General features: G+C 42.5%; 13 protein-coding genes. 2 read left to right on the forward strand and 11 right to left on the reverse strand.

Features of this window, described 5'->3' with window-relative positions:
• Nucleotides 1-47 precede the first annotated feature (47 nt).
• Nucleotides 48-1,568, reverse strand: coding sequence for a DUF3360 family protein (locus JMX89_RS07955; RefSeq protein WP_133104942.1), 1,521 nt, complete (start codon nt 1,566-1,568; stop codon nt 48-50).
• Between the two features lie 452 nt (nt 1,569-2,020).
• On the opposite strand from JMX89_RS07955, the gene JMX89_RS07960 reads away from it, so the two are divergent.
• Nucleotides 2,021-2,578 carry a DUF4442 domain-containing protein gene (locus tag JMX89_RS07960; protein WP_201531892.1) on the forward strand — a complete coding sequence of 186 codons (558 nt, stop codon included), beginning with the start codon at nt 2,021-2,023 and terminating at the stop codon, nt 2,576-2,578.
• A gap of 211 nt (nt 2,579-2,789) precedes the next feature.
• Here the strand turns inward: JMX89_RS07960 and rplS are convergent, their stop codons facing one another.
• The 4 genes from rplS to rpsP all read right to left on the reverse strand — a co-directional run bounded on the left by rplS (nt 2,790) and on the right by rpsP (nt 5,249).
• Entirely contained in the window at nt 2,790-3,218 is a 429-nt protein-coding gene (gene rplS, locus JMX89_RS07965; protein ID WP_011514626.1) for a 50S ribosomal protein L19, read from the reverse strand.
• A gap of 181 nt (nt 3,219-3,399) precedes the next feature.
• Nucleotides 3,400-4,164 carry a tRNA (guanosine(37)-N1)-methyltransferase TrmD gene (gene trmD / locus JMX89_RS07970; RefSeq protein ID WP_011514627.1) on the reverse strand — a complete coding sequence of 255 codons (765 nt, stop codon included), beginning with the start codon at nt 4,162-4,164 and terminating at the stop codon, nt 3,400-3,402.
• A gap of 102 nt (nt 4,165-4,266) precedes the next feature.
• A complete protein-coding gene (gene rimM / locus JMX89_RS07975; protein WP_133104946.1) occupies nt 4,267-4,800 on the reverse strand; it encodes a ribosome maturation factor RimM in 534 nt (177 codons plus the stop codon).
• Nucleotides 4,801-4,979: 179 nt separating this feature from the next.
• A complete protein-coding gene (gene rpsP / locus JMX89_RS07980) occupies nt 4,980-5,249 on the reverse strand; it encodes a 30S ribosomal protein S16 (RefSeq protein ID WP_011281274.1) in 270 nt (89 codons plus the stop codon).
• A gap of 296 nt (nt 5,250-5,545) precedes the next feature.
• Here rpsP and JMX89_RS07985 point away from each other — a divergent pair, with 296 nt between their 5' ends.
• Nucleotides 5,546-7,015, forward strand: coding sequence for an ATP-binding protein (locus JMX89_RS07985; RefSeq protein ID WP_133104947.1), 1,470 nt, complete (start codon nt 5,546-5,548; stop codon nt 7,013-7,015).
• Nucleotides 7,016-7,194: 179 nt separating this feature from the next.
• Here JMX89_RS07985 and JMX89_RS07990 read toward each other — a convergent pair whose 3' ends face one another.
• The 6 genes from JMX89_RS07990 to atpG form a co-directional block, all read right to left on the reverse strand.
• The gene (locus JMX89_RS07990) at nt 7,195-7,371 is read right to left on the reverse strand and encodes a hypothetical protein (RefSeq protein ID WP_201531891.1); all 177 of its coding nucleotides are present in this window, start codon (nt 7,369-7,371) and stop codon (nt 7,195-7,197) included.
• A 177-nt stretch (nt 7,372-7,548) separates the two neighbouring features.
• Nucleotides 7,549-9,234: an ATP-binding protein gene (locus JMX89_RS07995; RefSeq protein ID WP_020444431.1), complete on the reverse strand. Its 1,686-nt coding sequence runs from the start codon at nt 9,232-9,234 to the stop codon at nt 7,549-7,551.
• Between the two features lie 252 nt (nt 9,235-9,486).
• Nucleotides 9,487-10,203, reverse strand: a complete 717-nt coding sequence (locus JMX89_RS08000; protein ID WP_020444432.1) for a response regulator — start codon at nt 10,201-10,203, stop codon at nt 9,487-9,489.
• Nucleotides 10,204-10,733: 530 nt separating this feature from the next.
• Entirely contained in the window at nt 10,734-11,150 is a 417-nt protein-coding gene (locus JMX89_RS08005; RefSeq protein ID WP_149493092.1) for a F0F1 ATP synthase subunit epsilon, read from the reverse strand.
• Between the two features lie 104 nt (nt 11,151-11,254).
• Complete coding sequence (gene atpD, locus JMX89_RS08010; protein WP_011514633.1) at nt 11,255-12,688, reverse strand: F0F1 ATP synthase subunit beta; 1,434 nt, start codon at nt 12,686-12,688, stop codon at nt 11,255-11,257.
• 50 nt (nt 12,689-12,738) lie between these two features.
• On the reverse strand, nt 12,739-13,620 hold the full coding sequence (gene atpG, locus JMX89_RS08015; protein ID WP_011514634.1) for a F0F1 ATP synthase subunit gamma: 882 nt from the start codon (nt 13,618-13,620) through the stop codon (nt 12,739-12,741).
• Nucleotides 13,621-13,733 lie beyond the last annotated feature (113 nt).

Consider the following 13,733-nt stretch of genomic DNA (forward strand, 5'->3'; position numbering starts at 1 on the left):
CCAGCACCAAGGCTGACTTTTTGCAGAAAAACAACCCTACAGTGCGACTAGTGACGGAAATTTGGTAATAGTGCTGGAATACCTGGCAACATACCGACGATTGCCATGACTCCAGTCAGTATCACAAAGGTGATCACAGGAATAATCCAGCGGCTCATTTTGGTCAGACTGGCACTGCGCTCTTTAGAGCCAATTAAGCCTAAATTATCAAGCACCAAAGTAATAGACCAACCGAAGGCGGGATTCACCAACGCAGATGCAAAGACAACAATGGCGGCAGATTGGGTGGTTTTACCCTCACGCGTCATCTCCATACCAGCTTCAAGTAGCGGTATAAAGACGCCAACGATGAGTGCCACACACATCACTGGCTCCCAGATTGCCAAGTCCATAGGGTAACCCCAAACACCTGCGATAAGGCAGAATAGTCCTGTCAAAATCGCACCAGCTGGAATTGGACGTTTGGCAATTGCTGCAGGTACGATATACGTACCCCATGACGACGCAAAGTTCGCCCCACCGAGCACAGAACCTACGACCTGACGAAACGATGCACTGGTCATCGTATCATCAATATCCATCAGTACACGTTCAGTACGTTTGGGATAGCTGATTTTCTGAAAGACCTGATGACCTAAAAAATCTGGCGACCACATAGCAACTGCTAACACCGCAAAAGGTAATACCACGATAAAGCTCTCAACCGTCGGTAATCCTAACATCCAACCAGTATTTTCGCCCCACCAATACATAGGGCTCATATGCGGTAGACCGGGTGCGGTTTTAAAGGCAAAAGGTGCCCCCATAGCGAAAGCCACGCCACCACCTAACAAACAGCTCAGCGGCACAGCCAGCCAGCGCTTTTGAAAATTTTCTAACACAGCATATAAGACAATCGTCAGCAAAATCACCACAAAAGCAATATGCGCCATGCCAATGCCCTCTGCCCATGCAAACAAGTTTTTAACTTGTGATATCGTACCAATAAAGCCCAAGTAGAGCAGCAAACCACCGCACACGCCTTTACTGGTCAAATTTGCTAGTAAACTGCCCCCTTTACTGATTGCCAATAATAATCCAAAGGCACCGATGAGCAGACCAAAGGCCATCGGGTGACCACCAGCTGCGACAACAATAGGAATAAGCGGAATTAAAGGCCCATGAGTACCCGCAAGGTTGGCGGTCGGTAGTAGAAAACCTGAGAATAAAATGACAAAAAACGAAACAATCAATAACTCATAACGGACGTTTTCTAAGATAAAAGCATCACCCAAACCGAGTGGCCCTGCAAAAGTCGCCGCAATAGCACCCACCATCACGACTTTACCAATGGTCGCAGCCATTGCTGGAATGGTATCTTCGTACTCAAAACGATAATCACGGAACGGTAAGTTGGCGCGCCAGCGTTTCGGCTGCATGATTTGTAATTCATGATTGAGGTAGGCATCACGATTTTTAAAACTTGAATAGGGCTTATGTAATTCTACATAACTACTTTGAACATCATTATCAGAAGAGGTTGGCTGCTGCGGATTGGCATCTAAAGGGGGAAGCTGCGTGTTACTCATCACATTTCCTTGTGTCGACCGACGTTTTAGTGACTGGTTATCCACTTACTACTCTGGCGATAAGTGTTAAGCCACTGAAGAAAAAATGCAGTCATTGTATGTCATGAGACTTTAGAATGCGAATGTATAACGATTCGAATATACTATAAATATAGCAGCCATTAATAACATAAAGTTTCCTTTTAAAATAAATGCAAACTTATTAACTACTTAGTTGCTAATAAAATAGTAAATTGTAGTCATTATGATGATGGTTCTTATAATTAATAATGCGTTATGGTACATAAACCATCGACAATCACGCATAGACAAAAACAAAGCGCTAAGATGTGAATGAAGTTACGCTTTAGCTCTAGCGCCTTTATAAGTTTTTCACTATGATAAATACCTTTTTACCCATAACGATTGAATAATAGCAGTCTAAAAATCAAGAAGTTCCCTAGGATAAGTTTATGAGTTTACTACCCAAAAATCTTGAGACGCTAAAACGTAACGCTAAAAAAAATATTATGCCATTGCTCACACCTTATCTGCTCAAGCTACGTATCAACACTTATGCACCTTATATCGGTGCCGGCATCAAGATTGAGCACATAAACCTTGACCAAGGTTTATGTGTGGTCAATATGGGATTAAATAGTCTAAATAAGAACATTGTAGGGACACAGTTTGGCGGCAGCTTATATTCAATGGTTGATCCATTTTATATGCTCATGCTCATGCATCAACTGGGCAGCAGTTACGTCGTTTGGGATAAAAGCTCACATATTGAATTTATCGCGCCAGGCAATAGCAAAGTCACTGCCCGCATGAAAATCCCTAGCAGTGAAATTAAAGCCATTCAAGCGTTAGCAAAAGACGGTGAGCCCGTCTTTCGTGAATACCAAGTAGATATCGTGGACGATCAGCAAAAGACCATCGCTATCGTCACCAAGACGCTATACATACGCTTGCGTAAGTACAGCAAATCTAAAGACCAAAACAGCCGTATTGAAAATCTCGATGATTAAAGGCAACGTTTAAGGCCTTAATTTAAGTTTGTGATTTAAAGCGACAGAAACAAAAACCCCAATCTGGCATTCGCACAGATTGGGGTTTTGTCTTTTTTGGTATGACCCGCTTATTTATATGATAAACCTATGAATAAGGGTTTGTATCTACTATCGCCTTACTCTAGTCAACTGTATACCATACAGCTCACTAAAGATGGCAAACTTTTGCTTAAATACCAGGTGCAGTTTCAACTGCATCAGGAACGCGAGCATCAGTTTTTGCCTTAACAACTTTAGGCGCACGCGGAGCAAGCTTCTCGCGGATACGTGCTGATTTACCAGAGCGTTCACGTAAGTAGTATAGTTTCGCACGGCGAACAGCGCCACGGCGTTTCACTTCAATGCTATCGATGATTGGTGAATGCAATTGGAATGCACGCTCAACACCAACGCCACTTGAGATTTTACGTACGGTAAACGCTGAGTTTAAACCGCGGTTACGCTTAGCAATTACAACGCCTTCAAAAGCCTGTAAACGCTCACGCTCACCTTCACGTACTTTTACTTGAACCACAACGGTATCGCCGGGTGCAAAGCTTGGGCGCTCAATCAATTGAGCATTTTCGATGACCTGAACCAATGGATGCTTGTTGCTCATGAGAGTTATCTCCTCACATTAGATAATAGAGGCTTGACGCATATCACCTGTTTGTAATAATTAATTATATCTCTTTTTAATAAGACACAACGTAAGTAGGTTATGACAAACGGCCATTATGCTATGACTCGTTTTGTTATTGCTCAAAATTTTATTACTTAACTGCTTATCTTTTTAACCGCTATTTTTTATCAGCTTTTGCTAATGCCTTTAACCACTTTGCTTGCTCTACCGTTGGCGTAAACGCCTGCCATAAGTCTGGACGACGCGCTTGCGTACGTTCGACTTGCTGACTAAAGCGCCACTTCGCGATATTGGCATGGTGACCTGAAAGTAACACTTCAGGCACTGCCATACCCGCAAACTCATGCGGCTTAGTATAATGTGGACAATCAAGCAAGCCATCGACGAACGAGTCTTGCTCAGCTGACTTATCATCACCCATAATATCCGGTAGACGACGTATCACACTATCCATTAGCACCATTGCCGGTAGCTCACCACCAGTAAGCACATAATCACCAAGTGATATTTCCATATCAACATACTGCGACAGTAAGCGCTCATCAATGCCTTCGTAACGACCGCATAATATAATCATGCCGTCGTACTCGGTCATATCGACCACACTACTCTCACTCAGCGTCTGCCCTTGTGGTGACATATAAATCACCGGACAATGCGCTTTGTCGACACGGCAGCCATGCTGACTTGCTCGTAGGCGCGCATCCTCAATCGCTTGGGATAATGGCTCAGCCATCATCACCATGCCAGGACCGCCACCATACGGACGTTCATCAATACGGCGATAATTATCACTGGTAAAATCACGCGGGTTGATGCATTCAATCGTTACTTGCTTCTGAGTGACTGCCCGACCTGTGATTCCAAACTCACGAATCGTGGCAAACATTTCAGGAAAAATACTAATAACGGCAAAATACATCAGATGTCTACTTGCGCAGTGGCTAATATTAGCTAAATAAATCGGTATTACTATTAACAATCTTAAGCGATAAAGTTAAAGCTTATACCACTAAAGCTTGTATTAATAGTCACTTGGCCATGCCACTAGCACTGTCTTTTCAGTCAGATCGACTTTCACTACAGTTTGCTTGTGCCATGGAATTAGGCGCTCATCGGCATCTAAGCTGTCTGTCGTTGCCGCAACCCGCATGATAGCGTGGGCGCCAGTTTCAAACATTTCAGTAATATCGCCTAGATATTCATCCTGCTCGTTCATCACGCGCAGGCTGACCAAATCCGACCAATAGTATTCATCCTCAGCAGGTTCTGGCAAGATGTCTTGCTCGACCCAAAGAGTTACCCCATTCATGGTCTCAGCAACATTGCGATCAGGAATCTGCTCAAACTGAGCCACAATTCCTGTGCCTTGCTCACGCCAAGCCTTTACTGTCAAAGGTTTCATACCGGTAGCGGTTTTCATCCACCAAGGCTTGATGTCAAATATCGCCGTACGATCGTCTGTTTCACTAAATACCCAAAGCCAACCTTTGATGCCATAAGGCTTTTTGAGCTGACCAATTTTCATAAGGGCACTAGCGTTTGGAGCAGACGACATAACGGCTAACCTAACAATGATAAAAACAGCGATGATAAATAAAAAGCCATTAAAAACGATAAACGTCGTCAAAAGCGATAAACAGTTAATGGCGTACCCTGGTTAGACCAGTTACGCTAGGTATTCTTAAGCCAACTGATGAATGCATAAATGCACTATCAGTCTATTGCAGCCAAAACTTAAGCAGTAGCTTCAGTTTGAGCAGCAGACTTATTATAAGCTTTTGCTAATGAAGCAACGCGATCAGAAGGTTGTGCACCTTTTGCGACCCACGCATTATACGCTTCCATGTTCAAGCGCACTGCTTCTTCAGAATCTTTAGCGAGTGGGTTAAAAAAGCCTATGTTTTCAATATAGCGACCGTCACGCGCGCGGCGTTGATCAGCAACAACTACTTGATAAAATGGGCGTTTCTTGGCACCGCCCCGTGCTAAACGAATAACAACCATGTGAATTCTCTCTTTCGCAGGTATACCAAAAAGGGCATAATTATACCACAGTCTTATTTTATTGAAAACATAAACTGTGCTTATTTAATTATTTATTAACAATAGCTTAAATCGTTATGACTGTAAATAAGATTCATCATTCACGCTGCTAATATGATGGATACTCCTCTATCATATGCCTTTATCTTAAGCGGATGATATTGCCAGCGTTGTCGATGAAAGCTGGCAGCGTTATTAATGGGTTATGCTATCCTAGCAATAGCATCTGTCACTGCCTCATTATAATTTGGATTCCTATGACCACGCCAAACCCACCATTGCCTCATAAAAGCTGGTTACCCCGCTCTTACTCTAATAGTCTGCTAACCACTCTAATGGTGGCTTTTATTGTTCTCATTAGCGTCGGGGTATCAATTTTGTTTTTTTGGCGTAGTCTATATTTACCCGAGCTCAAAAGCCATGCGCGCTATTTGACCAGCGAGCTTCGGCTGATGAACAGCGCCAATCGAGACTGGCGGGACAATCCTGAAGTCCGTCAGTGGATTTATCAGCATTCACATGTAGTAGTGGTAGATAATCCAAGTGACTTTCCAGAGGTTGCGGACAAAGCTTTTGTCAGTGTTTTTACGGATGTCTTACAGCGAGAAATCAGTGCACAATTGGGGCGACCAGTTGAAGTATATTTTAAATTTAAACCAACCCCTCAGCTTTGGGTACAAGACAGTCGTGATAGCAGTTTTTGGATACGCGAACCTGTGGTCTATTATTCGCAGTACAGCCCTACTTTATTGATCTTGTTTTTGTTTGGACTACCCATTTTGACACTGTTGACGATTATTTTATTAGCCCGTCAATTAAATCGTCCTCTACGTTATCTTCAACGTGCTGCTACCAACTATATTCAGTTGGGTCATGCAACAACGCTACCGACCCGTCATGGTCCTACCGAGATTCGCCAAGTAAATATGGCTTTTAACCGCCTGTTTACTACTCTTAACCAGGCGCAAAAAGAGCGTACGATTATGTTAGCTGGCATCTCACACGATTTGCGTACCCCGCTGACTCGTATGCGCTTAACTGCTGAAATGCTGCCCGATGATTTTTTTCGTGAAGGGTTGATTTACGATATCGAAGATATGGATGCTATTTTAGAGCAATTTATCTCGTTTATGAAAGATGGCTCCGATGAGCCTGTACGCCTTACCAATTTAGATACCATATTTAATGAGATTATGGTGCAATTTGCGCCACTAGAGTTTATTTATCAGTCAGAATGCAGCAAGCTTGTGCCCGTACGTCCTATGTCGATTAAGCGCCTGATTATCAATCTGGTGAATAATGCCAAGCGTTATGGTGAGCCGCCTATTTATCTGTCTGCTGTTGTCATGCCAACCTTTGTAGAAAAAGAGGTGATAGAATACAGCGATGTCGTGACCGAAAATACAGTCAATAAAGAAGCAAAAGAGCAGTTGATTATATGTGTGCGAGACTGCGGCGATGGGGTGGCAGAAGACCAACTCGAGCGTGTCATGCAGCCGTTTGAGCGTGGCGAATCAGCGCGTACCACTCAGGGTAGTGGACTCGGCTTGGCGATTGTTGACCGTATCGCCCGCTTGCATCATGGAACAGTTGAGGCTATTAATCATCCAGATGGTGGTCTGCAAGTCTGTATTCGCATCCCTCTCATTTCAGAAGTTGCCGGAGAACAACCTTTGAATGTCAATCCCGCTACAAAGCCATTTATTGAGACAGTTGATATTAAATAAAATAGATACGTAATTTTATAGGGCGAGACTGGGACGAATTTTTCTCGCTTAATCACTTTTATATTGAACTGATCATAATAGTGCCAATCAATAATACTAAAAAAGCAACGACTGGCTATCGTTGCTTTTTTAGTATTATTTTTCTTTAGATATAAAAACTTCAACGGTTATAAAACTTATTACTTGTTGCCAATAGCCGGCGGAATATACTCAGCACTGTTAATAAACGCTAAAGGCTGGGTAATCTCATCCTGCGCTACCTTTAGCGTCTGAGTAGTACTTGGCTGCTGTAAGAATAAATAATATCCTAGTGTCACAGCATTTAATACCACCAAACCTCCAAATAAATACGGCATCCGTTGCCCTCCTCCATTAAAGACTAAATAACAGCAATAAATAACTTGTTAGCGTCATTTATGATCAGTTAGAAATAACATAGCTACAAGTGAAATAGTATTTCGATAGGCGTTTTGATACCTTTATAAAAGTCATCTTAACAGCACTGTTTTATTTCAAAAGTATATTGATGATGCTTATGCATCAAACTCACGCTCACTCTTATCTTGGGTTAATTCATCGGCCGCTAAAATTTGTGTCAGTGGCTTGATAGGCCATGTCATCACAAACCGCGCGCCACCAAGATCTCGGCTCTCATCAACCTTCATACGACCATTAAACCAAAAAGCAATGCGTGATACGATAGACAAGCCCAAACCGTAGCCACCTGAGGCACGCGTCCGACTGTCATCTAAGCGGGAGAATGGAATAAAGACCTTTTCGCGATCTGCTTCTGGAATACCGTGACCATCATCTTCAACGCTGACAAAGGCATTGCCCTTTTTGACCCCAGCACTAATGATAATCGTAGTCTCTGCATAACGCAGAGCATTACCAGCCAAATTTTGAATCACGCGATGTAAGTAGCGTCTATCTGCTATTGCTTCTACTTTAGCATTTGGCAGTTTAGTGACAATTTTAATCGGTTTACCCAAGGCATTGGTTTCACGCTCAATCTGCTCAAGCAGCTCTCGAAGATTGACTGGTTCCAAATCTAGTTTGGGCGAGCCTTCTTCAAGTTTCGCATAGGTGAGAATTTCATCAATCAAGCCATTAAGCGCTTCGATATCTTCATCAATAAAGTCACGCTGCATAAAACGCGAATCTTCATCATCAGTATCTGCCAGCATATCAACAGCAAAGCGAATACGTGCAACGGGCGTACGTAACTCATGTGACACCGCTCGCGTTAGCTCTCGCTGCGACTCAATCAAACGCTTAATATGAGAAGTCATGGCATTAAAGGTTGCAGCTAAACGGGCGATTTCATCTTGACCAATCACCTGTACTTGACTTTCAAGATTGCCTTTACTGACCTCATTTACCCCGACCTGTATTAGTTGTAACTTGCGCTCAAGCGGGAAAATCAGTGCATACACACCCAAACTAATTAAAAACATACTGATCAAAATCATACTGACGATCAAGTTTAATGGGAACCAATTAAACAAAGGTACTGGACCGATCAAAATTGCCATATCACTAATTTCAGACGGCACAATGACTTTGATAGACGAGTTACTTTTACTGGTATTGGTATCTTGCAATAAGATAACCACCTCATCACGGCGCAAGCGTGCCATCTGATCAGGATCCAAATTGAGCGCCGCTACTGCTTTAAATGCTAAAGGAAATGAAAACTTTTCTTCTAACTGTGCCAAACGTGCGCGTTTATCAGACAAAGTAATATAATAGGACAAATCATCTAGCAAAAATACGGCGATAGCTCTGACTTGCTGTTCAGTCACTTGTGAGATACGCGCAGTCAAAACACCTTGATTGTCTGGTAGGCGATAATAGACATCGGCAGTGGTCAGTTGACTGATATAGCGTACGACCGTGTTTTCTTTCTCAAAACGGCGCAGCTCGCTGGCATTAAAATCCACTTCATCGATAGACACGATCTTAAATTCTGAGCCAAACAAACTACTGGCATCAGACAACCAATAATCACGTTGCGCCTCGTTTTCTTGGTGAGCCAAACCCTCACTCACGATATGAAACGCCCCTGTCGCCATATTTTCACGATAAGATTGGACCCGCTCTTTATTAATGGTATCCATCAATAGCTGGGCAAATAGTGCCACACACAAGCAGACTATCAATAGCCCTGCATAAATACGAACAAAAATACTGTGTTTAAGAGAAGAGACTAATGACATACGTGCCGTGACCAACCTGATGAATAAGCGTTATCAATAGAATAATACCTATTATAACCATAATAGGATAATATTCGCTGTGATATATATTTAATGATAATTAAACTGGTACATAAAATTATCGCTTAATTAAACCACATAACGCAGCAATTAAGGTTAAAAACTTAATATTTAAACCCTAAAAAACCAGCTTTACGCTGGTTTTTTAGGGTTTAACGAGGAACAATCAAGACTTATAGCAAAAGTCGGCGATTAGTTGCCTTCTTTTACGAATAGATAGCCTTTACTACGTACGGTTTTGATACGTTTTGGGTTTTCTGGATCATCACCGATTTTTGGACGAATGCGTGAGATACGGACGTCAATAGAGCGATCTTGACCATCATACTCAATACCACGTAGACGCTCAAAGATATCTTCGCGAGATAGAATACGACCAGCATTAGAAGCAAGCAACCATAGTAGGTCATATTCTGCACTGGTGAAATCTACTAACTCATCACCTAGATTCACTGAACGACCACCATTATCGATAACCAATTCACCAAACTCTAGACGCTGCGGCACATCTTCTGACGGGGCGTTTTCTGAACGGCGTAATAATGCACGAATACGCGCTAATAAAACACGTGGCTGAGCAGGCTTTGCGACATAATCGTCGGCGCCCATCTCAAGACCCAATACTTGATCCATATCTTCTGTGCGTGCAGTCAGCATCAAGATAGGGTTTTGGTAATGTGGACGTACTTCACGGCAGACTGTCAAGCCATCGCTACCTGGAAGCATGACATCAAGTACAACCAAATCTGGCTGCTCATTGACAATACGACGAATGGCGCGATTACCATCCGTTTCAATCGCCACTTCTAGACCGTTTTTGACCAAATAATCTTGGGTCAACATGGCCAGACGCTCATCGTCCTCAACAATCAAAATTCGGGGGGTGTTGTCATCATCATTCGTTGTCATTGTTATATCCTCTAGTACATCTCATTTAAAAGTAGTCAAAATAAGAGCAGTAAAATGAATAGCACTACAAAATAGTGCAACTGCTGTTTATATAGCTGTTACAAACTTGGCAGCACAGTATACTATTAATCCTGCAGCTTCCTATACTATAGCTTATAGTCGTTAACAAAACCTATAAACTACGACCATTAAAACTTTATTTTACGTGCAAAAATCATACCGTTTATCGTATTCAAAAAGCGTCAAATAACTTTATTTGCTCATAACCGTTTCGCTATGTCTAAAGCTTTCGATCATAAGCCTGATCATTAAGTAAAGCGCATAAAACAGCTCAACTCTATAAGTTAGCAAACTATTTTTCAACCCTTAATATAACCATATATTGCCATTGTTGCTAGTAGCTTTTTGGCTAAAAGCTAAAAACCATCACTATCCAATAAAACCAACAGCCATAAAAAAACAGCCCATAAAGGACTGTTTTTTTATTATTGCTTACAAGAGTAAATATTTACTCTTACAAACAAAAAATATTAAGCACGGTTTTTGTACTTACGGATGGTCTGTAGCTGGGCAACAGATTCCGCCAATGACGCCAAGGCAGCATTAGTTTGTACGGTATCAGACTGGTTGACCAGCATTTGCTCCGCTTTCTTACGTGCTTCAACGATTTTACTTTCGTCAAGGTTATGTGCACGCATGGCAGTATCAGCAAGTACGGTAACCATTTTTGGCTGTACTTCTAGTACGCCACCTGAGACGTAAATCACTTCTTCTTCGCCATTTGGCGTTTGTACGCGCATTGCACCTGGCTTTAGCAAAGTAATAAGCGGAGTGTGACCTGGCAATATACCAATCTCGCCTTCGGTACCACTAGCTATTAACATGCTAATTTCGCCTGAATACAACTCTTCACGAGCACTTACGACGCGACATTGTAACGTTGCCATACTTAATTCCTTACTATCAAAGCGCGATCAAAAACGCAACACGTTACTAAAGAGTAGATATAAAGTTTATATTACACCTACTTTTTAGCGAATACTAATACCACTTACGCAGCAGAAGACTTCATTTTTTCAGCTTTAGCAACGACTTCATCGATGCCGCCAGCCATGTAGAAGGCTTGCTCTGGTAAGCTGTCATACTCACCTGCGATGATTGCTTTGAAGCTCGCAATGGTATCGCGTAGTGGGACATATTTACCAGGTGCGCCAGTGAAGACTTCAGCGACATGGAATGGCTGTGATAAGAAGCGCTGAATTTTACGAGCGCGATAAACAACCAGTTTATCTTCTTCTGATAACTCATCCATACCCAAAATTGCGATGATGTCTTTCAGTTCTTTATAGCGCTGTAGAACTTCCTGAACACCACGAGCAACGTTGTAATGCTCTTCACCGATAACCAATGGATCAAGCTGACGTGAGGTTGAATCTAGTGGATCAACCGCAGGATAAATACCTTGTGAAGCGATATCACGGCTTAGTACCACTGTTGCATCCAAGTGAGCAAACGTCGTTGCTGGTGATGGATCCGTCAAATCATCCGCAGGTACATATACCGCTTGTACAGAAGTAATAGAGCCTGATTGCGTAGAAGTAATACGCTCTTGCAGCATACCCATCTCTTCAGCAAGTGTTGGCTGATAACCAACCGCTGATGGCATACGACCAAGCAATGCTGATACTTCAGTACCGGCTAGAGTATAACGGTAGATGTTATCAACAAACAACAATACGTCACGACCTTTGCCAGTAGCAGGATCTTTCGTATCACGGAAATACTCAGCCATGGTCAAACCAGACAGTGCCACACGTAAACGGTTACCCGGTGGCTCATTCATCTGACCGTATACCATTGCTACTTTAGATTTGCTAAAGTCTTCAGTGTTTACAACGCCAGCTTCTTGCATTTCGTGATAGAAGTCATTACCTTCACGCGTACGCTCACCAACACCCGCAAATACTGACAAACCTTCATGCTTAAGCGCGATGTTGTTGATCAATTCCATCATGTTGACGGTTTTACCAACACCAGCACCACCAAACAGACCAACTTTACCACCTTTAGCAAACGGGCAAAGTAAATCGATTACTTTAATACCAGTCTCTAACAGCTCAGTACTGTTTGATTGTTCTGCATAGCTTGGCGCTTCACGGTGAATTGACCAGCGCTCATCTGCTTGTACTGGACCTTCTTCATCGATAGGACGACCAAGAACATCCATGATGCGACCTAGCGTACCGATACCAACTGGCACAGAAATTGGGCCACCAGTATTGGTAACTGGAAGGTTACGCTTGAGTCCTTCAGTAGAACCCATAGCAATCGTACGTACGATGCCATCACCCAGCTGTTGCTGTACTTCTAAAGTAGTTTCGGTGCCATCAACTAGCAAAGCATCAAAAATCTTAGGTACTTCATTACGGTTGAACTCAACGTCAAGAACCGCGCCAATAATCTGTACAATACGACCGCTACTCATTGCGTTCTCCTGGAAATTCTGTATATATTGGGTTTTATAAAGGGTTTCAATTATGAAACAGCAGCAGCACCACCAACGATTTCCGATATTTCTCGGGTAATCGCCGCTTGACGCAGCTTGTTATAAACCAACTGTAAATCGTTAATTAGGTCGCCAGCATTATCTGTCGCCGCTTTCATCGCAACCATACGTGAGGACTGCTCAGAGGCAATGTTTTCCATCACCGCTTGATAGACGATAGACTCAATGTAACGTCCAAGCAATTCATCAATCAATGTTTTGATATCAGGCTCGTAGATATAATCCCAGCTAAGTTCAGTCTGAATACCGCTCTCTTCTTCACCAAACGCACTCTCTGGTAAAGGCACCAACTGATTGACCGTTGGCTTTTGGGTCATTGCATTGACAAACTTATTATAAACCACATAAATGCGGTCTATTTTACCGTTAGTATAATCGTCAAGCATCGCTTGAACTGGTGCATTTATCTGCTCAAAAGTAGGTTTATCACCATAATCAGTTACGGCTGAGGTGACTTTACCACCAAAGCTTTTAAAGAAGCTGACACCTTTAGCGCCAATGACAGCAAATTCAGCTTGTACAGACTGCTCTTGGTATTTCTGGATATTTTTAGATAGGGCTTTGAATAAGTTGATATTCAAACCACCCGCTAGACCACGGTCAGATGTGATGACAATATAGCCAACTCTATTGACTGGGCGGCTTACCATATACGGATGTTTATAATCGGATGAGGCATGCACCAAATGCGAAATAACCCGGCGCATACTATCAGCATACGGGCGACCCACTTCCATGCGCTCTTGGGCACGGCGCATTTTACTGGCGGCTACCATTTGCATAGCGCGAGTAATTTTCTGGGTGCTTTGAATACTGGTGACTTTGGCACGTATTTCTTTTAAGTTTGCCATAATGATTCCAATATAAGAGGGTTAAAAAAGCATTGGCGCATGCAACAATATTTCAATATAAAACGGTATTCTCGTTAACAATGTACCATTTAGCATTGCATCATTGTTTAAAT

The organism is Psychrobacter sp. DD43, from assembly GCF_904846555.1.
GTDB lineage: Bacteria > Pseudomonadota > Gammaproteobacteria > Pseudomonadales > Moraxellaceae > Psychrobacter > Psychrobacter cryohalolentis.

What these genes read in the sequence shown, in the direction of transcription:
- JMX89_RS07955 (WP_133104942.1), bottom strand. Translation starts at nt 1,568, where the DNA reads ATGAGTAACACGCAGCTTCCCCCTTTAGATGCCAATCCGCAGCAGCCA.
- JMX89_RS07960 (WP_201531892.1), top strand. Translation starts at nt 2,021, where the DNA reads ATGAGTTTACTACCCAAAAATCTTGAGACGCTAAAACGTAACGCTAAA.
- rplS (WP_011514626.1), bottom strand. Translation starts at nt 3,218, where the DNA reads ATGAGCAACAAGCATCCATTGGTTCAGGTCATCGAAAATGCTCAATTG.
- trmD (WP_011514627.1), bottom strand. Translation starts at nt 4,164, where the DNA reads ATGTATTTTGCCGTTATTAGTATTTTTCCTGAAATGTTTGCCACGATT.
- rimM (WP_133104946.1), bottom strand. Translation starts at nt 4,800, where the DNA reads ATGTCGTCTGCTCCAAACGCTAGTGCCCTTATGAAAATTGGTCAGCTC.
- rpsP (WP_011281274.1), bottom strand. Translation starts at nt 5,249, where the DNA reads ATGGTTGTTATTCGTTTAGCACGGGGCGGTGCCAAGAAACGCCCATTT.
- JMX89_RS07985 (WP_133104947.1), top strand. Translation starts at nt 5,546, where the DNA reads ATGACCACGCCAAACCCACCATTGCCTCATAAAAGCTGGTTACCCCGC.
- JMX89_RS07990 (WP_201531891.1), bottom strand. Translation starts at nt 7,371, where the DNA reads ATGCCGTATTTATTTGGAGGTTTGGTGGTATTAAATGCTGTGACACTA.
- JMX89_RS07995 (WP_020444431.1), bottom strand. Translation starts at nt 9,234, where the DNA reads ATGTCATTAGTCTCTTCTCTTAAACACAGTATTTTTGTTCGTATTTAT.
- JMX89_RS08000 (WP_020444432.1), bottom strand. Translation starts at nt 10,203, where the DNA reads ATGACAACGAATGATGATGACAACACCCCCCGAATTTTGATTGTTGAG.
- JMX89_RS08005 (WP_149493092.1), bottom strand. Translation starts at nt 11,150, where the DNA reads ATGGCAACGTTACAATGTCGCGTCGTAAGTGCTCGTGAAGAGTTGTAT.
- atpD (WP_011514633.1), bottom strand. Translation starts at nt 12,688, where the DNA reads ATGAGTAGCGGTCGTATTGTACAGATTATTGGCGCGGTTCTTGACGTT.
- atpG (WP_011514634.1), bottom strand. Translation starts at nt 13,620, where the DNA reads ATGGCAAACTTAAAAGAAATACGTGCCAAAGTCACCAGTATTCAAAGC.